Consider the following 26,739-nt stretch of genomic DNA (forward strand, 5'->3'; position numbering starts at 1 on the left):
GTAAATTGAAATAGGAGGCGTGAGAGCGGGTTCGAACCGCCGTAAGGAGTTTTGCAGACTCCCGCCTAACCACTCGGCCACTCCGCCTGCTGCAATCAGTTAGTGCCGGCAGCCGGGCTGTCGGCCAGCGATTTTATTACTTTCAGCATCTGGCCAAATTCCTGTTTATCATATAACCTGGTGAGGTAAACTATTTTACCGGCAGGGTCAATTATAACGTTACGGGTAACCCCGCTTTTTTTATTGGCAAACCGCCCAAAAATATCCGCACCGGGATCCAGCGCTAAAGGATACGAGATCTGCATATCCTCATGAAATTTCTGAACTTTGGCTAAAGGTTCATCCCGGTCAACGCCTATTAAAACAACGTTTTTGTTTTGGTAGGCTTTCCACACGTCGCTTTCCAGGTGCGGCATTTCTTCGCGGCAAACGCTGCACCAGCTTGCCGTAAACTGCAGGATAACGATTTTGCCGCGGAGTTTTTTCAACGAGGTTTTAGTACCGTTATTTAAAACCAGTTCAAAATCATCCGGGGCCCGGTCGCCTACCTTAACAATATAACCCCTGTCATCATCTTTTTGTGATGGCTGGGCCTTTGAAGTGTTTATTAATAAAAGCTGCAACAGGGCCAGCGCGCCATATTTGATTGTTTTCATATTTAATAGTTTTTGTTATTTAGCTTAACCTATGCAGCTACGGTTTGGTAAACTGCCGCTATTACGGCCGCCACATGGTCTATCTCCTCTACGGTATTATACTTGCTGAAGGAAAAACGGATATTATCCGTATGGCTTTCAATTCCCAGCGCTTTCAATACAATGGATGATGAACTGTTTCCACCCGTTACCGCTACCTGGTTGTCATCAAGATATTGCACCAGGCTCCGGTTTGTATTTGCAGGCGGCAGGTTGATGTTTAATATAGTATAAATGCTTTTTGCTGAAAATTCCGAATTTCCGTTGAAAGTCAATGATGGCAGGCGTTCTGCCAGCTGTTGGATCATCCTTTTTTTTAAACCACGGATATACTTCTCCTGCGCTTCCATTTCGCTGTGAGCAATAGCCAGGGCCCTGCTTAAGCCAATAATACCGGGAATGTTTTCAGTTTTTGAACCGTACAGCGCTGGGCTAAGCCTTGTCCCCTTACGGCAATACAAAAAACCAATGCCTTTTGGTCCATGAAATTTGTGGCCTGATGCTGCCAGAAAATTAACGTTTAAGTTGTTAACGTCATGGCGATAACGGCCTGTTGTTTGTGCAGCATCTGTATGGAAAAGCGCCTTGTATTTTTTACAAAGCAGCCCGATAGTTTCTATATCATTCAAATTCCCCACCTCGTTATTAGCGTTCATTACCGATACCAGGTTGCGGGTATTGGTACGCAGCAAATACTGCAGGTGATCCAGGTCAAGATTTCCCCGCTCATCGTGCTTCAGATAGCTGATGCGAATATCGTGTTTTCGCTTCAGTGCGTTCAAGGTGTTGAGGACTGAAGGATGTTCAAACGGGGAAGTAATGATATGATCAATAAAGGCGCAGTTTACTGCCGAAATAATGGCTATCGTATTTGCTTCGGTGCCCCCGGAAGTAAAAATAATTTCTTCGGGCAGCGCATTTAGCAGCTTCGCAACATTTGCCCTGCTGGTTTCTATAGCAGCTTTTGCATCCCGTCCATAACCGTGATGGGCAGATGGAATGCCGTACTGGTCCAATAAATAAGGGGTCATGGCATTATATACTTCTTTATCAAGTGGCGTGCTTGCGGCGTTATCGAGGTATATCTTCATACGGCTTCGTTATTTAATACCAAACCGGAAAGATGAAATCATCCATCTTTCCGGGATCAGTAAAAACTAATAATCAATTACTCCCGACAAATGTATATAAATTCTATAGACATTATATAGATTAAATGAAAAATATTATTTTTGTTCATCCAAAATGCAGGTTTAACCTGATAAATGATGGAAACGAAACGACTTAGAGCATAAAAATATGGCATCTTACAACACAACAATCGATTTTGAACTCGCTGAAATAATAGCAGAGCTGGAACTCCCCGTAAGAAAAACACAACCACTTAAGCCTTTAAAATCAGGCAACAATGTATATGATTTAACGCTGGTTAAGAATAATATAAACAAACAGCGGTTTGTGAAAGGCGCTGTGTTAAACAGCTCTGTTTTACTAAAACAGTTTTCAGGGAAGCCATTGGTGATCTGTTTTTATAGTTCAGCCTGGCAGCACCACGGACTTCATTACTTAAAGCAGTGGAATGTTATTAACCGGGAAATTACGAGGATTGGAGCCAACCTGCTGGTAGTAAGCCCTGATGAGGGAGGGCAGCTATTGGAGCAAACTATATGGGATAATAGCCTGTACCTGAATTTTTATTACGATCCGGAAAACAGTATTGCACAAAAATTCGGCATTTACTCGGATGAAGCCCCGGCCTGGGACAAGTATCCCGGAATTGATGTAAATGTTCCCTTATTAGCCGTTTATGTAGTGAATTCTGATAATCAAATTATTTTTGATTATGTTGATAAAGACCTGAAAGGCCCTGTTTCGTCACCCGGGTTGTTGGAAGCATTGCGGGCAGAAGAATCTCCTGGTCACAAACGTAAGTCTGCATAATACCTGCGGTTTTAAAAGTATTAGTTTATGCGTCTTCTTTAACTTCTATCCTCAATTGATGGGTATTGAAAACGCTTGAATATGGCGCAACGCTCTTTGTTAAAAATACGCTTCCCCCAATTATGCTGTCGTGGCCAATAACGGTTCGTCCTCCTAAAATGGTGCTGCGCGCATAAATAATTACGTTGTCTTCTACCGTAGGATGCCGTTTAACGTCAGAAAGGATTTTGCTCACCTGCGAAGCCCCTAAAGTTACGCCCTGATAAATAGATACATTTTTACCGATAATGCTGGTGGCGCCAATAACTATCCCGGTGCCGTGATCAAAGAAAACCGGCACACCAATTTGTGCGTTTGGGTGAATATCCACACCGGTTTTACCATGAGCATGCTCGCTAAGGATTCGCGGCAGGATCGGCACACCCAATTGTGAAAGTTTATTGGCTATCCTATAAACGGCTACCGCGTAAAAGCCGGGATAAGAGACGATCACTTCGTGGATACTGCCCGCCGCCGGGTCATCTTCAAAGGTTTTTGTTGCATCCAGCCTCAGGCTTTGATAAATATCTTCCAGCGATGCATAAAATTTATAGATCACCTCATCGATATTGATGTCAGCCGGATCAAGGTAGCTCAGCAAGATATTTTCCAGGTCGATCTGATTCTTCTTTAACTGTCCTTCATAGATCGATTGCCGGTTTAGCCGGTTGTTCGGGAAGAGGAATTCATACAGGTCAGACAGCCAATCCACTGCCTGCCTGTATGATGGGGTAGCTTCCCATTCAGCTTTATGCACCTGGTACAGGTGTTCAATAAACTTACTGATCTGGTCCTGTTCCATTTATTTTTTAAGGCGATGAAGTGTGTCAACCAATAAATCTACCTCGGCACAGGTATTATAAAATGCGAGCGACGGCCTCACTGTACTTTCCAGCCCAAAGCGTCGTAAGATTGGCTGCGCGCAATGGTGCCCCGAGCGTACGGCGATGCCCTGTTTGTTCAATTCAGCTCCAACTTCTTCGGTTTTATAACCATCAAGAACAAAAGACAATACACTGGCTTTATCCGGCGCGGTCCCGATTAGCTGCAATCCTTTAACTTCTTTTAAAAGTTCCGTAGCATATACCAGCAGGTAGTGTTCATACTGCGAGATAGCGGGCATGCCTATGCGGGTTACATAATCAATGGCAGCGCCTAAACCAACTGCGTCGGCAATATTCCCGGTCCCGGCTTCAAACCTGCCGGGGGCGTTGTGGTATTTTGTTTGTTCGAAGGTTACGTCAACAATCATGTTGCCGCCACCCTGCCAGGGCTGTGTTTCGTTCAAAAGGTCTTCCTTGCCATATAAAACACCGATGCCTGTTGGGGCAAAAACTTTATGCCCCGAAAAAACAAACCAATCCGCATCCAGCGCCTGCACATCAACTGGCATGTGCGAAACGGATTGCGCGCCATCTACCAAAACTTTTGCACCGGCTAAATGACCAAGTTTTACAATTTGGGCGGCAGGGGTAACCGTACCCAACGCATTTGATACCTGGGTAAATGCCACCAATTTTGTTTTCGGGCCGAGCAGTTTAATATACTCATCTATTATAATCTGCCCGTCATCGTCAACCGGTATTACTTTTATCTTCAGGTTTTTCTTGCCGGCTAGCTGTTGCCATGGGACAATATTTGCATGATGCTCCAGGTGGCTAACGATAATCTCATCGCCTGGCTGCAGATTTTGCTCGCCCCAGCTTTTAGCTACAAGATTGATGGCTTCTGTAGCTCCCCGTACAAAAATGATCTCGTTTGTTGAGGAGGCATTCAGAAATTGCTGTACCTTTTTACGTGCCCCTTCATAAGCGTCGGTCGCCCTTGCCGCCAGCTCATGAGCTGCGCGATGGATGTTCGAGTTTTCATGCTCATAAAAATAACTGATCCTGTCAATGACCTGTCTGGGCTTTTGTGTGGTAGCTGCATTATCCAGCCAAACTAAAGGCTTCCTGTTCACCGTTTCGCCCAGGATTGGAAAGTCGCGCCTGATGATGTTTACATCAAATGGTGCAGTAATAATTCCGCTTGCACCCTTCGGTCGTTCAGCTGAAAATACGGCCGGAACTTTCTTCAGAAAGTAATAGGAAGGTTCAGGCGCTTGTCCATCCGGCTTAAATGGAATTTGCGGCACATGCGGATAAGTGATGATTTGGTTTAGTGCGACCTGCAGATCTTTTTCAAAAGACTGCTCCTGCTGATATGGAAGTTGTTTAAAGTTATCACTTGATAATTCTTTACCAGAAAGGCTAAAGCCAGTTACATTTTCCGTAGCTGATGGCCGGGCAGTATTCAATGCCGGATCATCAAAACTGGTTTGCGGATCTTTAAGGTCTATCACGTTGCCCTGCGTAATCCCGGAAGAGGAGGCCCCAACACCTGAAACCGGGCTCGATTGGGGCGCACTGCCGTACAAATTTAATGGCAATCCATTAGCACCAGGGATACTATCCAGTTGCTCAATAGAAGGTTGATAATCATTCAGCTGCGCCGGATTCCCTCCAGCGTTTACCGGCTGATCCCCGCCGGATGATTTGAAAAATTGGTTGGCCAGTTTTTCAAGCTCCCGGATATCTAAAAGGCCCTCGGCCTTAGTATTTGTACTCATGGTAATTACCTAAATCCACATCTTCCAAAACAGCAATCGCATCATCAACCAATACTGCCAGTGAGCAGTAAAGCGAAACCAGGTACGAGGCGATAGCCTTGTTATTGATTCCCATAAAGCGCACCGATAAGCCCGGCGATTGCTCACCTGGCAGGCCCGGCTGAAACAAGCCCACAACACCCTGCCGGCTTTCGCCCGTTCGCAGCAAAATAATCTTAGACTTATTATTTTCGATCGGTAGTTTATCTGAAGGGATAAGCGGGATACCCCTCCAGGTAATAAATTGTGAACCGAACAGCGATACGGTTGGCGGCGGTACGCCCCTGCGGGTGCACTCGCGGCCAAAAGCGGCAATGGCTAGCGGATGCAAAAGGAAAAACCCGGGCTCTTTCCAAACTTTCGTAATCAGTTCGTCCAAATCATCGGGGGTGGGCGGGCCGAGTCTTGTTTTTATCTTTTGACCTGCTACAACGCTATGCAATAAACCATATTCCTCATTGTTGATGAGTTCGCTTTCCTGCCGTTCTTTAATAATCTCTATAGTAAGGCGGAGCTGTTCGCTGATCTGGTTATAAGGTTTGCTGTAAAGATCAGATACGCGGGTATGTACGTCCAGCACCGTGTTAACAGCGCTCAGATTATACTCGCGTGGGTTCTCGATGTAGTCAACAAAGGTTGAAGGAAGTTCCCTTTCATCCCGCGAAGAGCAATCTACTTCCACGTTTTCTGCATCTTTAACTTTGTTTAACCGGTAAACGCCGGATTCTACAGGCACCCAATTTAATAGCTGCGGAAGCCAGCGGGGGGTGATTCTTGATAATTGGGGGACCGTACGCGTAGCGATGGCCAGTTGCCTTGCGGCTGCGTCGCCTAAGGCTGTTTGATTTGATTTTGGATCTGCCATTTTGATGATCTGGAATTATACTTATTTAATTCGTGTCTACAATTATAGTATATTAAATCTATAGATTTAATATACTAATGAAAAAAAATAATAATCCCAGATCGTCAATGACGATAACTTTGAATTTCAACAATAAAACGCGATTTAAATGCTAATTAAGTTCAAAAAATATTCCATTAAATGTTTATCTAATTAGCATTGTCACAGGCATTATGATCGCCTGTTACTGATAGGTACTCCATGAACAAAGGATGGGCGGAAATAGTACCTGGATGAACGATCTCCATTTTTCTGCGTCTTTTATGGCTTTTTAGGGGCAGGCGCACAACTGGTTGGCGGTATGTTTTTAATATTCAGGCTGTTCACTAGCTCGCATGCTTATTTAATTATTGATATGCCGGTCGTTATTTTTATAAAGTGAGCGGGTAATATTTGTTAAAAAGTGAAACAAAAACAAGCTTGCGATTAGAACTTTACAAGATGTTTAAAAATTTAACTAATTGAATATTAAATAGTTATTAATGAGCAAAAGTATTGTAAAAATTACTCACCGAATTACGCCCTCCTTTATAGCGATTTGGCGACTCTCTTGGATTTTAGTCGAAAAAAAGCCTGCAATTATTTGATTTGCAGGCTTTGTCTATTTTTATTGAATTTTGTGGAGAGCTGGGGTTCAGAACCATCGCTATTGTGTTGATTATCAGTAATTTATATTATAAAAAGTTTCCTTACTCTACCGATGAAGCAAATAGGCTATCAGTCTTATAAAGCCCTGTTTTTTAACGCCTTATTGCGAATCCGGCTTAACGTTTCTTTGCTGATTCCCAAATAAGATGCAATGATATGTTGAGGAAAACGCTTTATAAATTCAGGGTATTTAATCATCAGTTCTTCATAGCGGTACTCGGCTGCATAGTTAATTGAAGTAAGTAACCTGCGTTGCATTGCTATGTGATGTGCATCATCAAGCCTTTTGCGCATTTCACCGAATGCTGGAATGGCATTTACTTTATCATACCATCCGTTAACTTTTGGCAGCATGAGTACATCAGTTTCTTCCCAGGCATCTATATTATAAATAGAAGGTATAAACTTGTGAAAGCTCTCCCTATCAGATGTCCACCAGTTCTCTATCGACAAATTTAGTACATGTTCGTTCCCTTTTTCATCTATGGTATATTGACGTGTCGCACCCTTTTCAATGAAACAAATATACTTGCAGACATCGCCAGCTTTTAACAAGAACTGCTTTTTTTTGAATTTTTTTGGTACAAAAGCTTTTTCGATCAACCTGATATCTTCTGGTGAAAGCGGTATTGTCGACTGTTTCGACAGATAATTTAAAAGCCTTGTAAACATGTATCGCAAATTTATAACAAATACATTCCTATGCAATGAAGGGTGTTCTGGATGGCTTCTTAGACATTGTTGATCTATATCACCGGTTTGCTGCAACTATCCAGTTATTTTTGATTATAAAAGCAGTACACGCCGTTTTCAGGACTATTCCCAACTGATAGAACTAAAAATTGCACTGTTCAGAAGTATGTGTAAGCACAAATTGATTGCCAATACCGGATATACCAGGGAGAGTGGAAAGACTGCGCTGCATCAGGGGCTAGCTAAGCTTATATCATTTGGCAGACCGTTTATTGCAAATCCGGATCTGCCGGAAAGGTTTGCTTAGGAACAGAACTGAATAAACCCGACAGTACCACATTTTTTGACGGTAACGAAAAAGGCTATACAGATTATCCGCATATAACTAAATATTTATAGGGTGATAGTTGTTACTATTTCGGTAAAGCTACTTCTTTAACTGAAAAATGGTTTTCAATTGTCTTGGCCCCCCTTTTTATATTATTCAGCGAAGTGATTTATTGGGCGGGTTCCAGGAATGCATACAAATGCTTAACCTTACCATCCTCGAGAAGGAAAAAGTCCATGCTATTCAGCGGTCCGCCACTGGTGTTAATAAGGCCATAAAATCTTGCGCTATCTTGAAGCGGTTCAATAGGTTTGGCTGCAGCGAAATGATATGCTGGATCTTCAGCTATAAGCTTTCCTATAAAATCGGAAACTGATTTTAACCCATCCAGAATAAAATCCTTGTCGTACATTTTAATATCCTCTGCATAGATCACTTCCAGCAGCTCGTTTCGTTTTGCCGGATCTTTTTCATTCCACGCGATTACATGTATGTTTTGCAGTTCGGTAAATAGTTTGATGTCCATATTAAATCTGTTTAACAAATCCCTGTTTCGTCAAGGAATTTTATGATAATACTTAAAAACAAAACTACCCAGGTTTTTTATAATTTATGTTGATATAGGTCAACAAATGATAAAATTTACGAGGGGTCTTTTTAAGCGTGCATAAATGCCATTTCCTGGAATTATACACTCTGACGAAGTTGAATTAGTTTAATTACATTGAATTGAAAAGGCTACGTTGTGGCGGACAAGAGGACTAGAAAAAAAAGAGTACAAAAAGATGAAACAAAAGGTTGCTGGTGGTCTCTACTATATTATGTTCACTGTGGTCTTGTATCCAGATACCATTGATAAAAGATTCCCAATCCTCAAAGGATTTTATTAACCTTTTTCTTTTCTATAAAAGTGGGAGTAAATGGTAAACCAAGTTTATCTCAAATGTTAAATGCAAAAACCGTCGATACAAATCGGGTTAGTATCGGCACTCGTCTTTTTAACTGATTATACTTCATTCTTTTGCACTCAGAGGAGTATCATCATACATGACCAAAAAGACATTTTTTTTATTTTTAAGCTGCCTGATCAGCGGGATGACAGCGTTTTCCCAGGACAGCCTGAGCGTTGTTAAATGGGACCTGCAGACCTGCCTGGACTACGCAAAAAAAAATAATATTCAAGTCAACAGCGCCCGGCTAAGCCAGCAAACAAGCCAGCAGGAACTAATTCTGTCGAAGGGCTCTGCTTTACCCAATTTGTATGGTTCAGCCACCCAATATGTCAACCACTACCATAATGAAGCGGTTTATGGCTCCGGCAACTACGGGCTGACTTCCTCCTGGACCCTTTACCAGGGCGGTTACATCAAAAGCGATATCCAGCAAAAGAACGTGGAAGTGGAGCGTGTCAATCTGAGCATCCTGCAGCAGGTCAACGACCTGACCCTGCAGATCACCCAATATTACCTGAATATTTTACTGGATAAAGAAACCATTGTTTACCAGCAAAATGTGGTCGCTACTTCAAAAGCACAGGTAGAACAGGCAAAAAAACGACTGGACGCCGGCAGTATAGCACAAAAAGATGTTGCCCAGCTACTGGCACAACTGGCAAACGACAAATACACATTGGTTACCGCCGAAAACGCGCAACGCCAGGATCTGATCAGCCTGAAACAGCTCCTCCAGTTGAGCGCTACAACTTTCGATGTGATTACACCGGATACCATCATTTCAAAAAAAGCGGTGGATAACCTCTTAAACGTACAACAAACCGCGCTTATGGACCGGCCAGAGGTAAGGAACGGCGAACTGTATGTGAAATCAGCAGAGTTCGGCCTGCAAAAGGCCAATTCCGGTTACCTGCCAACGCTTACCGCTTCGGGCTTTGCCGGCAGCAGCTACCAGGGCGCGGGGAGTGGTTATTTTACCCAGTTGAACAACGGCTTCAACCAACAGGTTGGCCTTAGCCTGTCGATACCCATTTTTACCCGCAAGGTGAACCAGGTGAACCGGGCCGAAGCTAAAATTAATATTGATCAGGCGAAGCTTTCGCTAAGAGATACCAAAACGACCCTTACACTTACTATCGAAAAGGCTTACATCAATGTGGTTAATTCGCAAAATCAATATGACGCGGCGGCAGAGGCCTTTAAATACAATCAGGAAACTTACCGGGTCGCCAATGAGCAATTGAAAGTGGGTATTGTAAATATGGTTGACTTTTTACAGCAAAAATCCCTGTATACGCAGGCCTTACAGCAATATATCCAGGCCAAGTACAATGCAGCGCTTACGATAGAGATCTACGAATTCTACAAAGGCACTCCTGTTAAACTTTAACCGCGCACAAGCATTATGAAAAAAAATACAAAAAGAACGCTCATTATCGCAGCCATTATTATAGTGATTGGCGGTGTTTGGTTCATTACGACTAAAAAGAAAGAAAAACCGGTAGTATTGCCCACAGAGGTGCCTGCTTATGGTTATATTGCTCAAACTGTCACAGCGACCGGAACTATTCAACCGGTAGATACTGTAGCGGTAGGTACCCAGGTGTCGGGCATCGTTAAAGTGATCAATGCCGATTTTAACTCCAAAGTAAAAAAAGGCCAGTTATTGGCGCAGCTGGATAAATCGCTTTTGCAGGCAACGGTCGATCAGGCCAGCGCTACCTTGCGCACTCAGCAAAGCCAGCTGGTTTATAACCAGAATTTCTATAACAGGCAGAAACTGTTGTACAGCAGCGGCTCTATCAGTAAGCAGGACTATGAATCGGCTCTGAACAATTTTAATTCATCAAAAGCAGCGGTCGATAATGCTTCGGCTGCGCTCCGCTCAGCTGAAAAAAACCTGTCCTATACAGATATTTATTCGCCGGTAGATGGTGTGGTGCTTTCGCGCAGTGTCAGCCTAGGCCAAACCGTTGCGGCAGCATTCAGTACACCAACGCTTTTTGTTATCGCTAAAGATATTTCAAAAATGCAGGTACAGGCAGATGTGGATGAGGCTGATATCGGCAATGTGAAAATCGGTAACCGCGTCAGCTTTACGGTTGACGCCTATATAGATGATGTTTTTAAAGGAACAGTATATGATGTTCGCCTGCACCCGAAGACCACCTCAAATGTGGTTACCTACACAACCATCATCTATGCTCCAAACGACAGCCTGATGCTTAAACCAGGGATGACCGCTAATATCAATGTTTATACCAAAGAGGTCAAAAACGCGCTGATGGTTAGCTCCAAGTCGCTGAATTTTGCACCTGATTCTTCGTTAAAGAAACAATTTACTTTAAAACCAATGCCGCAGGCTGATGGCAGTAGTGCTGCCAAAGGGCCGGGTAAACCGGGAAGCGTATGGCTCAAAAAAGGAAAGGACCTGATACAAACACCGGTTCGCTACGGGCTTGATGATAATACCCACGCCGAGATACTGTCGGGGTTATCTGTAAAAGATACGGTCGTATCCTCGCTGCCTGTACCGGTGCAGGCCGAAGCCGGCACATCTATCCTGCCAAGCCCGGGCGGCGCTGATAAAAACAAAAAGCCGTAATGAAAAAGATCTTAGAGTTACATGATATAATGCGGGAATTCCAGATGGGATCGGAAATTGTGCGGGCGCTGAAGGGTGTAAGCTTTGATGTATTTGCCGGCGAGTTTGTGACCATCATGGGCAGCAGCGGCTCGGGCAAAACAACCTTATTGAATACCCTGGGCTGCCTTGATAAACCAACCAGCGGAACTTACCTGCTTGATGGCGTATCGGTGCGCGAACAGAGCCGGGATCAACTGGCCAAACTTCGGAATCAAAAAATCGGTTTTGTATTTCAGGCCTATAACTTGCTGCCGCGTACCACTGCCCTGGAAAATGTGGAGTTGCCGCTGTTTTATAACCCTACCGTAACAGCAGCAGAACGCCGGGAGCGGGCCGCAGCTGCTCTGCAAGCTGTAAAACTGGGCGACCGGATAAATCACATGCCCAATGAAATGTCGGGCGGCCAACAGCAGCGTGTGGCCATTGCCCGTGCGTTGGTGAACGAGCCGGTGATGATCCTGGCCGATGAGGCTACCGGTAACCTGGATACGCGCACATCTTATGAAATTATGGCTTTGATGCAGGACTTGAATCAAAGCCAGGGCAAAACCATCGTTTTTGTGACCCACGAACCAGATATCGCAGCTTTCAGCAGCCGTACGATCACGCTAAGGGATGGCCGCGTAGTGAAAGATCAAGTTAACCAGCAGGTACGTTCAGCCAAAGAGATGCTGGCTGCCTTACCAGAAACCGAAGATTACCACGTATGAAAGTTTTAAATCTGATCAGGCTCGCGCTACTGGCTCTGCAACGCAATAAGCTCAGGGCCGTACTAACCATGCTCGGTATCATTATTGGTGTAGCCGCTGTAATTACTATCGGTGCTATAGGCGCGGGCTCAACCGCAAGTATACATAGTTCGCTGTCCAGCATGGGGTCTAACTTAGTTATGGTGATGCCTAATAGCAACGCACCCGGCGGCGCGCGTTTACAGGGGGCTAACGTAGAAACGCTGACCGAAAAAGATTTTGTCGCCTTAAAAAAGGAATCCACTTATATTAATGCCATATCGCCTTCATCCCAATCAAAAGGGCAGGCGATAAACGGTTCGCTTAACTGGCCGACCACCATTGAAGGTGTGAGCGGGGAGTATCTAGCCATCAAAAATATATCGCTCAAAGACGGTAAAATGTTCTCAGACCGGGACGTACATACTTACGGAAAAGTTTGCCTGCTGGGTCAAACCGTGGTAGATAACGTATTTCCAAAAGGAGTCGATCCGGTCGGCAAGATCATTCGCTTTAATAAAATTCCATTCCAGGTTATCGGCATACTAAACAAAAAAGGGCAAAATACATTCGGACAGGACCAGGATGATATCATCCTGGCTCCTTATACCACCGTTCAGAAACGGATCATCGCATCCATCTATTTCGGTAGTTTTAATGCCTCGGCCAAATCTGAAAACCTCTCACAGGCCGCTGCCGATGAAATGGGAAAGATACTCCGTAAAACGCATCGCCTTCGCCCAAGCCAGGACAATGATTTTACAGTGCGAACACAGGCCGAGCTGATCCAAACCCTCAGCTCGATCACCACATTACTTACTGCGTTATTGACCGCCATAGCAGCCATATCGCTGGTCATCGGGGGGATTGGTATTATGAATATTATGTACGTTTCTGTAACGGAACGTACCAAAGAGATCGGACTGCGCATGGCAATTGGGGCGCGCGGCAGGGATATCCTTAGCCAGTTTTTAACGGAGGCTATTATCATCAGCGTTACCGGCGGTCTCATCGGTATCCTGATCGGCGAGACGCTGGCTTTTGTCATCGCCAATGCGCTGAAATGGGAGCCTATTATTGATAAAGCATCAATCATCGAAGCATTTGGCTTCTGTACGCTGATCGGGGTTTTCTTTGGCTACTACCCGGCACTGAAAGCTTCCCGGCTTGACCCGATAGAGGCTTTGCGATATGAATAAATAAATCAAATAATTACCAATAAACCTAAAAACCATGAAAATTAAAAAACTGATCCCCACCCTGATGGCGTTAGTCATTGTAACTGTCGTTTATGCTGCAACTGATATCAGCGGCCATTGGAAAGGTTCCATCAATGATCAAATTGAGGTCGCCTATGATTTCAAAGTAGACGGACAAAAGCTGAGCGGGAGTACCAAAGGACCGGACGGCAACACTATTCAGTTAACAGATGGATGGTTTAAAGATGACAGCTTAGCATTTACACTGCCCATCATGGATCAGCAGGTTAAAATGACCGGCAAGGTAAAAAGTGCTGACCAGATCGTGTTGTATATGAAAGGCGGGCCTATGGGTGATATGAGTTATGTGATCAAAAAAGCAAAATGATTCAGGAACCACGCTGATGCCAGATTTTCATAAAATTGCCAAATGCCTCCCGGTAAGGTTCTGTTACCGGGATGGCAGCCCGGCCAACCTGCACGGATGCTTTTGTTACGGCGGTCACTTTATTGATGGCCACGATGAACGAACGGTGCAGCCGTATAAAATGGCTGGCTGGTAGTTTTTGTTCCGCTGTTTTTAAAGTCATTAGCGTGAGCACTGGTTTTGACTGGTCTTCCAAAAAGAGCTTGATATAGTCAGCCATGCTTTCCACGTACAGAATCTGTGCCATATCGATCCGGATCAGCTGGTAATTAGCGTACACATAAAGGTACTGTGGCTCGGGATCGTGCTCCAGCAAAGTAAAATATTCCAACGCCCGCTCGGCGGCGCGGGTAAAATCGCCAAAGCTGAAAGGCTTTAACAGGTAATCCAATGCAGCTAGCTTGTGCCCTTCTAATGCGTATTGATCAAACGCGGTCGTGAAAACAATTCGGACCGAACGCCGGTTGTCATCTTTGTTAAGGATTTCGGCAAGCTGCAGTCCGTTCAGGTCCGCCATCTTAATGTCTAAAAAAACTAGCTGTATTTCGGGGTGTTCATCCAGAATGGTAAGTGCTTTCAATGCACTGGCACATTTCATGACCAGCTTTAAAAATGGGGTTTTAGCTACGTAAGCGGCGATCATTTCTAAAGCAACCGGCTCATCATCAACAGCGATACAGTGAATGGTCATGCGAGTGATATTTGAAGTTCGATCCTGAATTCCTGAAGTTCGTGGTCTTCTTTAACAGTAAGTTTGTATTTGTTCGGGTAGATGAGGTCCAGACGTCGGCGGGTATTGGCCAGGCCGATCCCGCTGCCCTCGTCTGTTTCCTTAGACGGTTCGGGAAATAACGTATTGCGCACCTCAAAGCGTAACAATCCCTGGCATAATTGCGCTGATATATAAATGTGGCTCGGCTGTACCGTACTGATGCCATGCTTAAAGGCATTTTCCACAAACGGCAGCAATAACATCGGCGAAAGCGGTGCGGTAACCGGGCCTTCAGGCCTGTTAAAAACAACGGTTACATGTTCCGGCAGGCGTAATTGCATCAACTGCCTATAGCTGTCGATCAGTCGTAACTCTTTCTCGAGGGTGGTTGAAGGCTGCCGGGTTTCATATAAAACATAGCGCATCATATGCGACAAGGTGTAAATAGCTTCCCGCGCCCGGTCCGTATCGATCTCGGTCAGCCCGTAAATGGTATGTAATACATTGAAAAAAAAATGCGGGTTGATCTGCGACCGCAGAACCGCGAGTTCACCTGCGATGCGGTCATTCTCCAGCGCTTTCTCTTTTAACAGATCGTCCTGTACTTTTCGGGTAACCGATATAATAATAGCAATCCCAATGACGATCATCGTAATAATCATGATACTGAGGTCGCCAACAGGTGTATTTCGGCCATCCGCATGTCCTTTGGGAGCAAATTTGCGGATCAATCCAGGCAGGTTCATTAATTTATCAGCCTGGTGGTTTAATAACGCTGCGGTGATACAGATCAGTAAAACGAGCAGCGCAAAGGCACCTCCATGGTTATTATAAAGCAGCCTGGGTATGAGAACCCGGAGATGGAGGTAAAATATACCTACCAGGGCGGCGTACAAGGCTAATTGCTTGACCCAGATCTGTATTGGGAGTGAAGATGTAATGGTTAGGGGGATACAGGTAAAAACCAGCAAGCCCATTAACACCGCAAAGTGCACTGAGAAAATAAGAGAACGCAAACGCGTAATTTTAACCAGAGATAACACGTCACAAATTACCGCCTTTTATTTTCAAAACCAAAGTATCACTAATTGCTATCGTAGGGTTTCTATAGGAACATATCGCCTTTCTATCGATACTGCTTTTTAAAGAGGTGCCTAATCCCTTATTTGCAACAGATGACTTACAGACAACCCAGTAAAGATCAGGCCAGGGAATTACAGGCCAGGCGCCACATATGGCGTGCTTTTTTCGTTCTGGAGGACCCGATAGATCCGGAAACCTTTATCTTAAAATTGAGAAAATCCGATTGGACGATCGAGCGCAGCCAGGTTTACGATACGTTCGCTTTACTAATCGAATATGGTTTTGCTGACCGCAGCCGTAACGAAAGTACAGACACGACTTTCTATAAATGTCGATGATCTAGCCAGACTTACCTCATCGATCAAGCGTCAGTTTAAAGAAAATCAAGAAGAAATTGAAGGTTTGGATATGCATGAAACCATATTAAAACTATTGAAATTTATGGCGTAGGACCCCGGACTGATGAAAAACCATTTGGAGATATTTGAAACAAAGCTGAGTCCCGAAACAATTTAATGCGGACAATAAAGCTGTTGGAGCGTTGCTGGCACCCGTTATCGCAATTACTTTATTCTGAATTCCTTTTTTCATAAGGATCTTATTTAAAGCGAAGTTCAGGAAACCAATAGGCCTTCATGTAGCCGAAATTGCAGGATGTGTAGTTAAGATAGCAGGTAACCGATGGTCAGCCTTTCGGAATAGTCAGGTATGCAGTGGGAATGTGAGTTCTTTGGTACACAAACGTCGTGTAAAATTATATTGTGCAAAACATTTCTTTATTTGCAATGTTCATATTGTATGGAAGATTTACTTAGGCTCGAGAAACAGATATGTTTCCCGGCATATGCGTTCTCAAGAAATCTCACTAACCTCTATAGGCCATTGCTTGCCGAACTCGACATTACTTATCCCCAATATTTAGTGTTGATGATATTGTGGGAGCATGAACAGCAGACCGTAAATCAGTTGGGTGAAAAGCTGTACCTGGATACCGGAACGCTCACGCCATTGTTAAAAAGGCTGGAACAAAAAGGAATGGTAAACAGAACCCGGAGTAAGGAAGATGAACGTGTAGTAGTGATTTCTTTAACAACATCCGGTGTTCAACTGAAAGAAAGGGCAGAACACATCCCTGTGGAGTTGGTAAAATGCCTGGATATTTCTATAGAGGAGCTTCTTCAACTAAAAGGATTGTTAAACAAAATTTTAAATAAGTAAATGCACACATCCAAAACACAAAACGCTGCCCGGATCATTTTAGGGGCCTTTTTAACCTTTGCAGGTATTAGTCATCTTACTTTTAACCGTTCAGTGTTTTTAGCACAGGTACCTCAGTGGCTACCTGTTGATCCGGATGTAACAGTAATATTATCAGGAATAGTTGAGATCAGCTTGGGTTTAGCGCTCATTTTCGCGGTTAGATACAAAAAATGGGTTGGCATTACCGCAGCAGTTTTCTTTGTGCTGGTCTTCCCGGGGAATGTTGCACAGTATGTCAATAAAGTAAATGCCTTCGGTCTTAATACAGACAATGCAAGGTTAATACGTCTCTTCTTTCAACCGATCCTTATCATATGGGCACTATGGAGTACCAATGTGCTCACTAAGAGAAATTAACAATCATATAATTAAGAAAATTAAAGAATGAAAATTTTATTTGTAGTAACATCACATGATCAATTAGGCGATTCAGGCAAAAAGACAGGTTTTTGGGTAGAAGAATTTGCCGCCCCATATTATAAGTTTGTTGATGCGGGTTATGAAGTAGTGGTAGCTACCCCTAAAGGCGGCCAGGCACCTATAGATCCCAGCAGCGAAGCGCCTTCGGCACAAACCGAAGCTACCCAACGGTATTACAACGATGCCAAAGTACAGGAAGTTATCGCCCACACCCACAAGCTTGCCGAAATGCAAGCATCAAATTTTGATGCCGTATTTTATCCGGGTGGCCATGGTCCGCTTTGGGATTTAGCTAGCGACCCGTATTCGGCAAAACTGATTTTAGATTTTTACAATAATGGCAAATTGGTTGGCGCGGTTTGCCATGCGCCGGGTGCCTTTAAAAATGTAAAGCTTCAAAATGGAGAATCTTTTGTGAAAGGTAAAAATGTAACCGGGTTTTCAAACACAGAAGAAGCCGCCGTGAAGCTAACAGACGTCGTTCCTTTTTTAGTAGAAACTGAAATGAAAAACTTAGGTGCTAACTACAGCAAGGTGGAAGACTGGGGCATACACGTGGTAGAAGACGGTTTATTGATCACCGGCCAAAATCCCGCATCGTCTGAAAGTGTTGCCGAAACAATGATCTCCCGTTTAAAATAATTATTCACTATAAACTATAAATAGATGAAAATCTTATATACCGCAGACGCAACTGCGACCGGGGGGCGCAACGGCCATGTAAAGAGCGATAATGGCGTATTAGACTTGCAGGTTAGAATGCCGAAAGCACTTGGTGGTGCCAATGACGATCATACTAACCCCGAACAATTATTTGCGGCAGGTTACGCAGCATGTTTTGATAGCGCCCTTAATTTGGTTATTAAACAGGAAAAAATTTCAACCGGCGATACCACAGTAACAGCAAAGGTAAGCATTGGGCAAAACGATGCAGGAGGTTTTGGCCTAGCTATAGAATTGGATGTAAACATCAAGGAAATAGATCTGGATAAGGCTAATGACCTGGTAGCCAAAGCGCACCAGGTATGTCCGTATTCTAACGCTACCCGTGGTAATGTTGAAGTTAAATTGGCCGTTACCAATAATTGAATATTTAACAGCGGGCTTAAGCCATTTAAGCCCGCTGTTTATTAAACTGTTATTATATGTCATTATTAGAATCTTTAAAGTGGAGATATGCCACTAAAAAATACGATCCAACTAAAAAAGTAAGTCAGGAAGATATTGATAAAATTGTAGAAGCCGCACGTTTGGCCCCTACTTCTTCTGGCTTGCAGCAGTTCCGTGTGTTGGTGGTTTCCAATCAGGAAATTAAGGAGAAGCTTGCGCCAAGCTCGCTTAACTCTGAGGTAATGGTAGACTGCTCCCATGTGTTAGTGTTTGCCGCTTGGGATAAGTATACCGCCGAACGGATAGATACCACCTATAATCGCATTACCGATGAAAGAAACCTGCCGCGCGGAAGATTTGATAGTTATACAGATAAGATCAAAAACATCTATTTGAATGAAACACCGGAAGAAAACTTTGTACATACGGCCCGCCAGTCGTACATCGGGTTTGCAATGGCCATTGCCGAAGCTGCCGAACTTAAGATAGATAGTACGCCTGCAGAAGGGTTCAACAACGCCCTGGTTGATGAACTGCTTGACCTCAAATCATTAGGGCTAAAAAGTGTAATATTATTATACTTGGGATACCGTGATGAAACCGGAGATTGGTTGGCATCTATGAAAAAAGTGCGTAACCCAGTTGACGAATTTGTAATTGAATACAAGTGATAGTTGATGGGCAAGGCAATAGGAGGTAGGGTTCAGTTCCGTATCTCACTATTGAATTGACTTTAGGTAAAATAAGGCGGACAAGGGTTTCTTAAGTAGCAGACAACGGGTATTCGTATTTGTTATTCTATCCCAAATCAAATACTTTTTTATTTATCCCACAACTTTTCCGACTGATCCGTAAGCATTTACTAAGGCATATACTTCGTTCATTTCTGTATGATTTTGCACCCCTTTTTGCACCCTAATTCTTATGTAGCATAAAAAAAGCCTTTAACGATACGCTAAAGGCTTATTTCTGATTTTCAAAGCGGAGAGCTAGGGATTCGAACCCCAGGAACCTTTCACAGTTCAACAGTTTTCAAGACTGCCGCAATCGACCACTCTGCCAGCTCTCCGGGGTCAAAAGTACAAAACCGGGGCGAATTGGCAAATTTGATGTGAACTTTTTTTATTTACCTATAAGTTGCTGATTAGGTGAATCTTGCGGCAGTTTTTTGACCTGATTTTAAGGTCTGCGAAAAAAAATATGTTATGAACACCTGTTAAAAAGCGCTTAAAAAAGCTGTTGCAACGCATGAATTTGCTTATTCGGATGGCTTTTTACGAAAGCTGTTAAACATTGGCTTAATCACTTTTATATTCCGCTTGGAGTATTCAATACTTGCGTTGAGTTCAAAGCCTATTAAAAGGATGAGTGAATTAAGGTAGAGCCAGAGCATAAGTATAATCAGGCCACCCAGGGAGCCATATACCTTATTGTATGACGAAAAATTGTTGATATAGTAAGTGAACCCCAACGAAGTTAATATAGCCAGTATGGTGGCCATTATAGATCCTGTGCTTAAAAATTTCCATTTCTGCTTATTGGCCGGGCCATAACGGTACAACAAAGAGATGGTGACGAAAAAAATAACAATTACGAAAACCCAGCGGGACAGGGCAAGCAGGTAAATCCAGAAATGGCTTTTCTCCCTGATATGGCTCTTTAAAAGCGTTATAAAGGCTTCGCCTGCAGTCATGAGCGTTATGGCAGCTAAAAGTGCTATGCTGATCACTATAGTAAGCGAGAGCGCTATCCGGCGTCGTTTCAGCCAGCTTCGTTTTTCAATAATAAGCGACGACCGGTTAAATGCCTGCATTAAATTGCTGATGCCATTTGTTGCAAAGTATAGCGCTGATAAAAAGCCCACAGATAATAACTTTCCATTATGGATCTTTACAATATCTTCAATAGTAGCCTGGAATGCCATATAGGCGTTGTAGGGCAGCACAGTTGATAATATGCTGAGCAGCTGCCCCTGAAAATTCTTGATAGGAATGTAGGGGATAAGCGTAAATAAGAAGATAGTGGCCGGGAAAAATGCCAGCATGAAATTAAATGCCAGTGCCGAGGCTTTATTTAATAAAGTGCTCTCTTGTATTTCATGTGCAAAAAATGCAATAACATTATACAGGGGCAGGGGATCAAAGCCGGGCAAAATATAAGACTTTGACCACTTCACAAATGCCTGGTAAAACTTAAATCGGAGTAAAAGACGATGCGTCCACTTCATTTAAGTCAAAGTTACTCAAAAAAACGTCTTTAATTTATCCCGAAAATCCTGCGGCGCCAGGCAGGGGCGATTTGTTTTCATGTTAATGAATACCAGGGTGGTTTCACCAATATTTATCAGCTCTTGTTTTTCGTTAAAAAGCTCATATCTAAAGTGGATTTTTATCCGAGGCATTTCATTCATAATAACTTTTATAGTTATTTCTTCGTCGTATAAAGCCGGTTTAAGGTATTTACAGTTAAGTTCTATTACAGGCATCATTACGCCCGATGCTTCCATGCCGCTGTAAGTAAGGCCCATGCTGCGCAACATTTCTACACGACCAACTTCGTAAAACTCTGCATAATTGCCATAATACATATAGCCCATTTGGTCGGTTTCGCCATATCGCACCCTTAATTTGGTAGAATGCTCAAACATTATTTTTTGATGTTTCTTTCATTGAGCGCCTCGTGAAATTTATGTGCATTTACAAGGTGGTCCGCAACGTTGGTGGCAAAAGCATGATAACCTGAAAAATCTGCCTTGGCACACATATAAATATAATCGTTTTTTTGATAATCAAGCACCGAATTTACAGCGTTAACCGATGGCATCATGATAGGACCGGGAGGCAAACCTTTGTGCAAATAAGTGTTATATGGCGAATTTATGGATAGGTACCTGGTAAGCACCCGTTTAATGGTGAAATCGTTTTGTGCAAAAATAACGGTTGGGTCAGCGTCCAGCGTCATTCCTTTTTTTAGCCGGTTTAAGTATAAACCTGCTACTGCCGGCATTTCATCATCATGTAGCGCCTCGGCGTCAACAATAGATGCTAAAACTGAAACTTCAATAGGAGTGAGGTTTATAGCAGCGGCTTTTTGCTTTCGTTCCGGTGTCCAGAATTTTTCATAATTGGCGTGCATCCGTTTAAAAAACTTCTCGGGTGATGTGTTCCAATACAGCTGATAGCTGTTTGGTAAAAACATGGTATAAACGTTATCCGTTGTAAAACCATATTGCTGAACATAGCCCGATGAATCCAGTAAATGGATAATGGCGGTTGAATCCGGCTCTATCTTTTTTGCAACAAATCCTGCAAACTCTTCTTTTAGCCTTAGGTTATGAAAATTGAGCGTAACCGGTTCCTGTGTGCCGGAGGCAAGCATGTTTATGAGCCGGCGGTTACTCATGCCTTTATGCAGGCGGTAGCGGCCTGGTTTAACGCGGCTAACATAATTCATGTTTTCGGCGGCCTTAAAAAAGCTGGCTGTATCTTTAACTATTCCCTGTTGCTGAATGGTTTTATAAACGTCTTTAAACCCGCTACCTGTATGGATATAAAGGTATTCCTGGTTATCGGTTACGTTAGGGCTGAAATACTTCAGGTAATAGTTTAACCCGGTAAACCCTATAGCTATAATAAATATGATCACCATAGCTATTATAAACTTTCTTAAAGTCCCGCCGGATGATGCCTTTGCTGTTGTCATTTTGAAATACTTTATTGTTTTAATTTTTGGAGACCAATGAGCCCGCCTGTTAAGTTCCGCACCCGCTGGTAACCCTTGTCAACTAATATTGTTCTTGCCGTTTCGCTTCGTAAACCAACTTTACAAATAACTATAATTTCGTCCGTTTTGTTATATCCTAATTGATTTATGGTATCATTTAACCGGGACAATGGCACGTTTTTACCGCCAATGTTATAGGTATGGTATTCTACCGGTTCCCTAACATCCAGCAAATTTAAACTTTCGCCCTTTTGCATGCGGTCAAATAATTCCTTATTGGTTATTGGGGACATCTTTTTTACCCTGCGAAACGGTAAGGTTGATCCGCGTACCGTTGCTTGCTTTACTTAATGAGTCGGTTTTCATAGGCGATTGCGCCACAACCACCAGGCTGGTAGAATCTGTTATGGCTCCCTGGTAGGTTATGGTACCTAAGGTTAAACCACCGTTTTTAATTACAAATTTGGCAGCATCCAGGTCCTGGTTTACCAGGTCAGGAATATCAACTTCACTGGCACCTTCGCCATTTCCTAATACCAGGTCAATTCTTGACCCTTTTGGGATCTTTGTTCCGGCTTTTATAGGCTGCCCGCCAAAACGCATCTCCAGGATCCTGTCGCGTGCGATGTCTGACTTATAGGTGGTGTCACCAACTTTCAAACCATAATTAGCCAGCGTTGCAATAGCTTCGCGGTAGGTGTAGGGTTCAAGGTCGGGCAGGGAGACATTTGGGGCAAGGCGGGTAACTACTGTAAGGTAAATTGTCCGGTTTTCTTTAACGCTGGTTCCCGGATCAGGGTCTTGCTCAATAACTGAACCAGGCGCCTGGTCAAGCACGTAAACGGAGTCAATTTTATATTCAAAACCCTGTTCTTTTAACAGGTCCATTGCTTTCTCTATCTGCAGCCCTTTTAGCTGCGGTACAGGTACGCCGGTGCCATGCCTCGTGTAAAAGCTTAAGCTAAAGAATACTATCATAAAAATAACAACAACGGAACCTACGGCCAGTAAAAGGTTAGTCCGGAATTGTACGGTTTTTAAATAAGCCCAAAATTTGCGCATCTTTTATCTAAGGATCTTTGTATTCAATTTGCAATCAAACATAGGGGAAAATTTCCGAATTTTTCAAGATTCTTTGTTTTTCACCCTTGCCGATACTGTTGTTAAAGCAGTAAAAAGCCCGTGGGGGGCATCTTACAGAAAGCCTGCCACGGGCATTGTATGCCGGCAAAATTGCGGTTGCCTAAGCGCTAACGGTCAACACTACTTTACCATTAAGCCCTCCCGCTGATACAAGGTCTTGCGCCTCTGCTGCATCTTCCAGTTTCAGTATTTTGGCAATCTGGTTTTTTATTTTGCCTTCTTCCACCAGCTTTGTACCAAATACTAATTTTTTATAAGAGGCTTCCGACGAGATAAATTCCGCGCTAATGCCGTACTGTTGTGCCAGTTCCTGTGAAGGGGGCATAACAGCACTCAATAACCTGCCGCCTTTTTTAACTACGCCGAATGATTTTGTCAATGTTTCGCCGCCTACCAGGTCAATTACCAGGTCGGCCTCTTTTACCAGCTGCGTGAAATCCTGGTTTTTATAGTCAATTACCTCATCTGCCCCAAATGATTTTGCCAGTTCAATGCCTTTGCCGGACGCAGTTCCTATAACGTAAGCGCCTAACGCTTTAGCCATTTGAACCATTACACCCCCAACGGCTCCAGCTGCAGCGTGGATCAATACTTTTTGGCCGGCCTTAACTTCACCGCCCTGCACCAAAAATGAATAGGAGGTAACCAGCGGAATAGCCAATGCCGCTGCTTCGGATAAACTAACATTGTTAGGTATCGGTGCTGCCTGTTCTTCTTTAACTACTACGTACTCGGCATAAGTACCGCCAAATGTGCTGGCAAATACCTGATCGCCCACTTTTAAACGGCTAACCCCGCTTCCAGCAGCTTCAATAGTACCGGCGGCATCAGAACCGGGGATCCACGGTAAATTCAGCGGGATCATTTTTTGCATCGATCCCGAGCGGATCTTCATATCAAAAGGATTTACCGTTGTTGCCGCTACTTTAATTAATATTTCATTTTCACCGGGCTGGGGTTTGTTAACCTCTTTTAACTGAAGTACACCGGAATCGCCATATGTTTCAAATTGGATAGCTTTCATCTGTTTAAGTTGATTTAATGTTTCAACGTGTAAATTAAATGAATGTTTTAAAGTAAATGATGCTTCAGGTAAGATAATTTACCGGTGATAGTTCCGACAAAAAAATGCCCCCAAAACAGTGCCTTACGTTTTGAGGGCGGTGTATTTAGGTAGCGCCTTTTTTAACAGGTTGCTACTAACAACAAAGAAGATAATGATATGCGGTTGAGCACGCACCGCTGGCCGGTTGATAAGTAGTACACCCGATAGGCGGTGGAGGCGGAATATGCGGATCGTCTGTTTCTGTTTTACAAACACATCCCGGGGGAATGCCCCCTCCTTTAATATTTTTCATTTGCTCCCTTGAAAGGACGTCTTGAGCAGCTAAACTCATTAAATTTGATTTTTTCATACGTGTAATTTTAGGTTAATTAATTTCATTTAAATATGGGTAATTATTAATCAAAAATAAAATTATTTCGTAATGGCAACACATCTGTTACAATGGAGCACTTTAAGTCTCGTATAAATTTCATGTGGCCCGGGGTAAATTTACCGGTAATTAAAAAGCAATTCACCCCTGTAACAATCTCCGGCCTCATCTCATCTAACATAAAACCTCCCAGCATGCTGCATTTTGTAGAATTCAAAAAAAATTATGGGAACTATCCTGCTTTAACAATTTCCGACTTTAATATCGATGCAGGCATTTATTGGATAAAAGGGGTTAATGGCTCTGGTAAAAGCACGCTGTTAAAATCAATTGCCGGCATCCTGGCATTTGATGGTGATATTGTTTTGGACGGCGACATCAGCATAAAAAAGGAACCGGTGGCCTATCGCCGTCTGGTAAACTTTGCCGAGGCTGAACCGCTGTTTCCTGAATTTTTGACCGGGATGGAAATGGTAAAGCTTTTTGCATCCGCCAAAGATGCGCAGGTAGGGCAGGAGCAGTACTTTATTGAGAGCATGAAAATGCAAAGCTATATTGATCGCCCGGTTGGTACTTATAGCAGCGGGATGTTAAAAAAACTTTCGCTGGTGCTGGCATTTTTGGGTAACCCAATGCTCATCTTGCTTGATGAGCCTTTAATAACTATCGATACCGAATCCTTAAAAATCTTGTACAGTTGGATTCGGGAATATCACAATAAGAGCGTTAGTTTTATGTTGTCTTTGCACCAGGACCTGGATACCGATGAGCGACTCGAAGCAGTCAAGCTTTTAGTTGAGGGGCAAACACTGTCATTTTGTTAACAGGCAGTATATTAAATATAACGTGAAACAATCACCACTAACCAACATTCTTTTTAAGATTTTTGCAAGCGGCTTTTACCGGGCTCATGCGGGCATATTGGCAGTGGGCTTTTTTGTGCTTTTCGGCATGGTTGAGCCGGGGCAGCTGTTTAATTATCATAAAACGCTGATGTTAACCCTGGTTAGCAGCCCGCTGATGATGTTTGCCGTGTTTACGGCGTGGCTTATTTACAGTATTAAAACATGGCACTATGTGGTGGGGCAAATAGCGGCTGTTAACCAGCATTTTTTGTTTTACAGCAGCAATGCCTTTACAAACAGCAGGCAATTTAACAGTTGGTTTTATTTGCAGTTGGTTTTACTGTTGCCCATATCGGTTTACGGTGTTTTGGCAGCGGGGGTGGGGCTTACGCATCATTATTACACTATCCCTTTGGCAATTATCGGCTACCTGTTTATGCTCTCCGCCTTAAGCGCAATGCTATACCGTGGCACGATAAACAAATTGGTAGATGGCAATACCCAATCATGGATGTTAACATTTAGCAGTAAATGGCATAAGCCCTGGTTTAGCCTATTTATTTATCATGTGTTTGATCAGCATAAAATTACCTGGCTCATTACCAAAGGGCTTTCATACCTGTTAATAAGCGGATTTTTTTTATTGTTTGCCGATGTTGCACATGATATCCGTGTTGCGGGCATTGCTTTGCTGGCGGTAGTGATAGCCCACGTGAAACTGATATTTGAAGAACGCAGCTTTGAAGAAAAATGGTTGGGTTTTAGCCGTAACCTGCCTTACAGCCGTGCAAAGCTGTTCGCCGGGCTGGCCGGTGTTTACTTAATTATTATGCTGCCCGAAGCTATCTGGCTATTTGGCCGGTTTAATCCATTAGCCGCTGTTGGTTTGTTGCTAACGGGTATCAGTATGGCGCTGCTGTTCCATTGCATTTTATATTATATCGGGCTCGATATGGAAAGATATATGCTTTGGATCTTCTTTTTATTTGTGATATTTTTTTGGCTGATACTCTTTAAGTTGCTTTGGATATTGGTGATTGTTGATTTTGTGGTGTCGTTTGGTGTGTTTTGGCGATGGTATTACAGGCCGCGTATTGTGGCTGATCAGGGGAATTAAGCTAACGCGTTTGCTTATTACATTATGCCGGAGTTACTTTT

29 protein-coding genes and 2 tRNA genes are annotated in these 26,739 nt (G+C 43.3%); 14 read left to right on the top strand and 17 right to left on the bottom strand.

Translation table 11 applies throughout. The features are described 5' to 3' along the window. Positions 1–15: 15 nt before the first annotated feature. The 3 genes from MuYL_RS09585 to MuYL_RS09595 form a co-directional block, all read right to left on the bottom strand. Positions 16–87, bottom strand: a tRNA-Cys gene (locus MuYL_RS09585). A gap of 8 nt (positions 88–95) precedes the next feature. Next, positions 96–656, bottom strand: a complete 561-nt coding sequence (locus MuYL_RS09590) for a TlpA family protein disulfide reductase (protein WP_094570353.1) — start codon at positions 654–656, stop codon at positions 96–98. Positions 657–685: 29 nt separating this feature from the next. Continuing rightward, positions 686–1,786 carry a cysteine desulfurase family protein gene (locus MuYL_RS09595; RefSeq protein ID WP_094570354.1) on the bottom strand — a complete coding sequence of 367 codons (1,101 nt, stop codon included), beginning with the start codon at positions 1,784–1,786 and terminating at the stop codon, positions 686–688. A gap of 208 nt (positions 1,787–1,994) precedes the next feature. Here MuYL_RS09595 and MuYL_RS09600 point away from each other — a divergent pair, with 208 nt between their 5' ends. Continuing rightward, positions 1,995–2,636: a redoxin domain-containing protein gene (locus MuYL_RS09600; protein ID WP_094570355.1), complete on the top strand. Its 642-nt coding sequence runs from the start codon at positions 1,995–1,997 to the stop codon at positions 2,634–2,636. A gap of 25 nt (positions 2,637–2,661) precedes the next feature. On the opposite strand, the gene MuYL_RS09605 is transcribed toward MuYL_RS09600, so the two are convergent. The 4 genes from MuYL_RS09605 to MuYL_RS09620 all read right to left on the bottom strand — a co-directional run bounded on the left by MuYL_RS09605 (position 2,662) and on the right by MuYL_RS09620 (position 7,546). Beyond that, complete coding sequence (locus MuYL_RS09605) at positions 2,662–3,477, bottom strand: serine O-acetyltransferase (protein WP_094570356.1); 816 nt, start codon at positions 3,475–3,477, stop codon at positions 2,662–2,664. Beyond that, positions 3,478–5,283 (bottom strand): family 2A encapsulin nanocompartment cargo protein cysteine desulfurase, encoded by a 1,806-nt coding sequence (locus MuYL_RS09610; RefSeq protein ID WP_094570357.1) that lies wholly within the window; start codon positions 5,281–5,283, stop codon positions 3,478–3,480. Next, entirely contained in the window at positions 5,267–6,187 is a 921-nt protein-coding gene (locus MuYL_RS09615; RefSeq protein WP_094570358.1) for a family 2A encapsulin nanocompartment shell protein, read from the bottom strand. The genes MuYL_RS09610 and MuYL_RS09615 overlap by 17 nt, the downstream gene beginning before the upstream one ends. A gap of 762 nt (positions 6,188–6,949) precedes the next feature. Beyond that, entirely contained in the window at positions 6,950–7,546 is a 597-nt protein-coding gene (locus MuYL_RS09620; protein ID WP_094570359.1) for a Crp/Fnr family transcriptional regulator, read from the bottom strand. Between the two features lie 175 nt (positions 7,547–7,721). Here MuYL_RS09620 and MuYL_RS23515 point away from each other — a divergent pair, with 175 nt between their 5' ends. After that, positions 7,722–7,874 carry an oxidoreductase gene (locus tag MuYL_RS23515; RefSeq protein ID WP_394338999.1) on the top strand — a complete coding sequence of 51 codons (153 nt, stop codon included), beginning with the start codon at positions 7,722–7,724 and terminating at the stop codon, positions 7,872–7,874. A 190-nt stretch (positions 7,875–8,064) separates the two neighbouring features. Here the strand turns inward: MuYL_RS23515 and MuYL_RS09625 are convergent, their stop codons facing one another. Continuing rightward, positions 8,065–8,421 (bottom strand): glyoxalase, encoded by a 357-nt coding sequence (locus tag MuYL_RS09625; protein ID WP_094570360.1) that lies wholly within the window; start codon positions 8,419–8,421, stop codon positions 8,065–8,067. A 521-nt stretch (positions 8,422–8,942) separates the two neighbouring features. On the opposite strand from MuYL_RS09625, the gene MuYL_RS09630 reads away from it, so the two are divergent. Genes MuYL_RS09630 through MuYL_RS09650 form a run of 5 tightly spaced genes read left to right on the top strand, consistent with a single transcriptional unit; the run spans position 8,943 to position 13,810 of the window. Further along, positions 8,943–10,238 (top strand): TolC family protein, encoded by a 1,296-nt coding sequence (locus MuYL_RS09630; protein WP_094570361.1) that lies wholly within the window; start codon positions 8,943–8,945, stop codon positions 10,236–10,238. 15 nt (positions 10,239–10,253) lie between these two features. Continuing rightward, a complete protein-coding gene (locus tag MuYL_RS09635; RefSeq protein WP_094570362.1) occupies positions 10,254–11,453 on the top strand; it encodes an efflux RND transporter periplasmic adaptor subunit in 1,200 nt (399 codons plus the stop codon). Beyond that, a complete protein-coding gene (locus tag MuYL_RS09640) occupies positions 11,453–12,205 on the top strand; it encodes an ABC transporter ATP-binding protein (RefSeq protein ID WP_317043873.1) in 753 nt (250 codons plus the stop codon). The genes MuYL_RS09635 and MuYL_RS09640 overlap by 1 nt, the downstream gene beginning before the upstream one ends. Beyond that, complete coding sequence (locus MuYL_RS09645; protein ID WP_094570363.1) at positions 12,202–13,422, top strand: ABC transporter permease; 1,221 nt, start codon at positions 12,202–12,204, stop codon at positions 13,420–13,422. The genes MuYL_RS09640 and MuYL_RS09645 overlap by 4 nt, the downstream gene beginning before the upstream one ends. Before the next feature lie 34 nt (positions 13,423–13,456). After that, positions 13,457–13,810, top strand: coding sequence for a hypothetical protein (locus MuYL_RS09650; RefSeq protein ID WP_094570364.1), 354 nt, complete (start codon positions 13,457–13,459; stop codon positions 13,808–13,810). A gap of 1 nt (position 13,811) precedes the next feature. On the opposite strand, the gene MuYL_RS09655 is transcribed toward MuYL_RS09650, so the two are convergent. Beyond that, a complete protein-coding gene (locus MuYL_RS09655) occupies positions 13,812–14,540 on the bottom strand; it encodes a LytR/AlgR family response regulator transcription factor (RefSeq protein WP_094570365.1) in 729 nt (242 codons plus the stop codon). Further along, positions 14,537–15,577 carry a sensor histidine kinase gene (locus MuYL_RS09660; RefSeq protein ID WP_157740727.1) on the bottom strand — a complete coding sequence of 347 codons (1,041 nt, stop codon included), beginning with the start codon at positions 15,575–15,577 and terminating at the stop codon, positions 14,537–14,539. The genes MuYL_RS09655 and MuYL_RS09660 overlap by 4 nt, the downstream gene beginning before the upstream one ends. Positions 15,578–16,442: 865 nt before the next feature. Here MuYL_RS09660 and MuYL_RS09670 point away from each other — a divergent pair. Genes MuYL_RS09670 through MuYL_RS09690 form a run of 5 tightly spaced genes read left to right on the top strand, consistent with a single transcriptional unit; the run spans position 16,443 to position 19,105 of the window. After that, positions 16,443–16,862, top strand: a complete 420-nt coding sequence (locus MuYL_RS09670) for a MarR family winged helix-turn-helix transcriptional regulator (protein WP_094570367.1) — start codon at positions 16,443–16,445, stop codon at positions 16,860–16,862. Further along, positions 16,863–17,261, top strand: a complete 399-nt coding sequence (locus MuYL_RS09675; RefSeq protein ID WP_094570368.1) for a DoxX family protein — start codon at positions 16,863–16,865, stop codon at positions 17,259–17,261. Positions 17,262–17,288: 27 nt separating this feature from the next. Continuing rightward, complete coding sequence (locus MuYL_RS09680; RefSeq protein WP_094570369.1) at positions 17,289–17,966, top strand: type 1 glutamine amidotransferase domain-containing protein; 678 nt, start codon at positions 17,289–17,291, stop codon at positions 17,964–17,966. Positions 17,967–17,990: 24 nt separating this feature from the next. Beyond that, positions 17,991–18,413, top strand: a complete 423-nt coding sequence (locus tag MuYL_RS09685) for an organic hydroperoxide resistance protein (RefSeq protein WP_094570370.1) — start codon at positions 17,991–17,993, stop codon at positions 18,411–18,413. A 56-nt stretch (positions 18,414–18,469) separates the two neighbouring features. Beyond that, the gene (locus MuYL_RS09690; RefSeq protein ID WP_094570371.1) at positions 18,470–19,105 is read left to right on the top strand and encodes an NAD(P)H-dependent oxidoreductase; all 636 of its coding nucleotides are present in this window, start codon (positions 18,470–18,472) and stop codon (positions 19,103–19,105) included. A 311-nt stretch (positions 19,106–19,416) separates the two neighbouring features. Here the strand turns inward: MuYL_RS09690 and MuYL_RS23165 are convergent. From MuYL_RS23165 to MuYL_RS09720, 7 genes are all read right to left on the bottom strand, one after another. Beyond that, a tRNA-Ser gene (locus tag MuYL_RS23165) sits at positions 19,417–19,503 on the bottom strand. Positions 19,504–19,692: 189 nt separating this feature from the next. Beyond that, entirely contained in the window at positions 19,693–20,661 is a 969-nt protein-coding gene (locus MuYL_RS09695) for a YihY/virulence factor BrkB family protein (protein WP_094570372.1), read from the bottom strand. A 15-nt stretch (positions 20,662–20,676) separates the two neighbouring features. Then, positions 20,677–21,081, bottom strand: coding sequence for an acyl-CoA thioesterase (locus MuYL_RS09700; protein ID WP_094570373.1), 405 nt, complete (start codon positions 21,079–21,081; stop codon positions 20,677–20,679). Beyond that, a complete protein-coding gene (gene mltG, locus MuYL_RS09705; RefSeq protein ID WP_094570374.1) occupies positions 21,081–22,136 on the bottom strand; it encodes an endolytic transglycosylase MltG in 1,056 nt (351 codons plus the stop codon). The genes MuYL_RS09700 and mltG overlap by 1 nt, the downstream gene beginning before the upstream one ends. 11 nt (positions 22,137–22,147) lie before the next feature. Then, complete coding sequence (locus MuYL_RS09710; protein WP_094570375.1) at positions 22,148–22,450, bottom strand: rhodanese-like domain-containing protein; 303 nt, start codon at positions 22,448–22,450, stop codon at positions 22,148–22,150. After that, positions 22,431–23,219, bottom strand: coding sequence for a PASTA domain-containing protein (locus MuYL_RS09715; RefSeq protein ID WP_094570376.1), 789 nt, complete (start codon positions 23,217–23,219; stop codon positions 22,431–22,433). The genes MuYL_RS09710 and MuYL_RS09715 overlap by 20 nt, the downstream gene beginning before the upstream one ends. A 181-nt stretch (positions 23,220–23,400) precedes the next feature. Further along, on the bottom strand, positions 23,401–24,324 hold the full coding sequence (locus MuYL_RS09720; RefSeq protein WP_094570377.1) for an NADP-dependent oxidoreductase: 924 nt from the start codon (positions 24,322–24,324) through the stop codon (positions 23,401–23,403). Positions 24,325–24,930: 606 nt separating this feature from the next. Between MuYL_RS09720 and MuYL_RS09725 the strand changes: the two genes are divergently transcribed. Both MuYL_RS09725 and MuYL_RS09730 read left to right on the top strand, forming a co-directional pair. Then, positions 24,931–25,560, top strand: coding sequence for an ABC transporter ATP-binding protein (locus MuYL_RS09725; protein ID WP_094572903.1), 630 nt, complete (start codon positions 24,931–24,933; stop codon positions 25,558–25,560). A 22-nt stretch (positions 25,561–25,582) separates the two neighbouring features. Further along, positions 25,583–26,698 (top strand): hypothetical protein, encoded by a 1,116-nt coding sequence (locus MuYL_RS09730; RefSeq protein ID WP_094570378.1) that lies wholly within the window; start codon positions 25,583–25,585, stop codon positions 26,696–26,698. The last annotated feature ends 41 nt before the right edge of the window (positions 26,699–26,739 follow it).

This window comes from Mucilaginibacter xinganensis (genome assembly GCF_002257585.1).
GTDB classification, from domain to species: Bacteria; Bacteroidota; Bacteroidia; order Sphingobacteriales; family Sphingobacteriaceae; genus Mucilaginibacter; species Mucilaginibacter xinganensis.

Bases quoted from the DNA above. Each gene is read 5' to 3' on its own strand.
- MuYL_RS09655 (WP_094570365.1), bottom strand. From the start codon at position 14,540: ATGACCATTCACTGTATCGCTGTTGATGATGAGCCGGTTGCTTTAGAA.
- MuYL_RS09675 (WP_094570368.1), top strand. From the start codon at position 16,863: ATGCACACATCCAAAACACAAAACGCTGCCCGGATCATTTTAGGGGCC.
- mltG (WP_094570374.1), bottom strand. From the start codon at position 22,136: ATGACAACAGCAAAGGCATCATCCGGCGGGACTTTAAGAAAGTTTATA.
- MuYL_RS09610 (WP_094570357.1), bottom strand. From the start codon at position 5,283: ATGAGTACAAATACTAAGGCCGAGGGCCTTTTAGATATCCGGGAGCTT.
- MuYL_RS09715 (WP_094570376.1), bottom strand. From the start codon at position 23,219: ATGCGCAAATTTTGGGCTTATTTAAAAACCGTACAATTCCGGACTAAC.
- MuYL_RS09650 (WP_094570364.1), top strand. From the start codon at position 13,457: ATGAAAATTAAAAAACTGATCCCCACCCTGATGGCGTTAGTCATTGTA.
- MuYL_RS09725 (WP_094572903.1), top strand. From the start codon at position 24,931: ATGCTGCATTTTGTAGAATTCAAAAAAAATTATGGGAACTATCCTGCT.
- MuYL_RS09590 (WP_094570353.1), bottom strand. From the start codon at position 656: ATGAAAACAATCAAATATGGCGCGCTGGCCCTGTTGCAGCTTTTATTA.
- MuYL_RS09620 (WP_094570359.1), bottom strand. From the start codon at position 7,546: ATGTTTACAAGGCTTTTAAATTATCTGTCGAAACAGTCGACAATACCG.
- MuYL_RS09615 (WP_094570358.1), bottom strand. From the start codon at position 6,187: ATGGCAGATCCAAAATCAAATCAAACAGCCTTAGGCGACGCAGCCGCA.
- MuYL_RS09700 (WP_094570373.1), bottom strand. From the start codon at position 21,081: ATGTTTGAGCATTCTACCAAATTAAGGGTGCGATATGGCGAAACCGAC.
- MuYL_RS09640 (WP_317043873.1), top strand. From the start codon at position 11,453: ATGAAAAAGATCTTAGAGTTACATGATATAATGCGGGAATTCCAGATG.
- MuYL_RS09690 (WP_094570371.1), top strand. From the start codon at position 18,470: ATGTCATTATTAGAATCTTTAAAGTGGAGATATGCCACTAAAAAATAC.
- MuYL_RS09720 (WP_094570377.1), bottom strand. From the start codon at position 24,324: ATGAAAGCTATCCAATTTGAAACATATGGCGATTCCGGTGTACTTCAG.
- MuYL_RS09605 (WP_094570356.1), bottom strand. From the start codon at position 3,477: ATGGAACAGGACCAGATCAGTAAGTTTATTGAACACCTGTACCAGGTG.
- MuYL_RS09595 (WP_094570354.1), bottom strand. From the start codon at position 1,786: ATGAAGATATACCTCGATAACGCCGCAAGCACGCCACTTGATAAAGAA.
- MuYL_RS09695 (WP_094570372.1), bottom strand. From the start codon at position 20,661: ATGAAGTGGACGCATCGTCTTTTACTCCGATTTAAGTTTTACCAGGCA.
- MuYL_RS09635 (WP_094570362.1), top strand. From the start codon at position 10,254: ATGAAAAAAAATACAAAAAGAACGCTCATTATCGCAGCCATTATTATA.
- MuYL_RS09685 (WP_094570370.1), top strand. From the start codon at position 17,991: ATGAAAATCTTATATACCGCAGACGCAACTGCGACCGGGGGGCGCAAC.
- MuYL_RS09680 (WP_094570369.1), top strand. From the start codon at position 17,289: ATGAAAATTTTATTTGTAGTAACATCACATGATCAATTAGGCGATTCA.
- MuYL_RS09600 (WP_094570355.1), top strand. From the start codon at position 1,995: ATGGCATCTTACAACACAACAATCGATTTTGAACTCGCTGAAATAATA.
- MuYL_RS09630 (WP_094570361.1), top strand. From the start codon at position 8,943: ATGACCAAAAAGACATTTTTTTTATTTTTAAGCTGCCTGATCAGCGGG.
- MuYL_RS09710 (WP_094570375.1), bottom strand. From the start codon at position 22,450: ATGTCCCCAATAACCAATAAGGAATTATTTGACCGCATGCAAAAGGGC.
- MuYL_RS09670 (WP_094570367.1), top strand. From the start codon at position 16,443: ATGGAAGATTTACTTAGGCTCGAGAAACAGATATGTTTCCCGGCATAT.
- MuYL_RS09625 (WP_094570360.1), bottom strand. From the start codon at position 8,421: ATGGACATCAAACTATTTACCGAACTGCAAAACATACATGTAATCGCG.
- MuYL_RS09645 (WP_094570363.1), top strand. From the start codon at position 12,202: ATGAAAGTTTTAAATCTGATCAGGCTCGCGCTACTGGCTCTGCAACGC.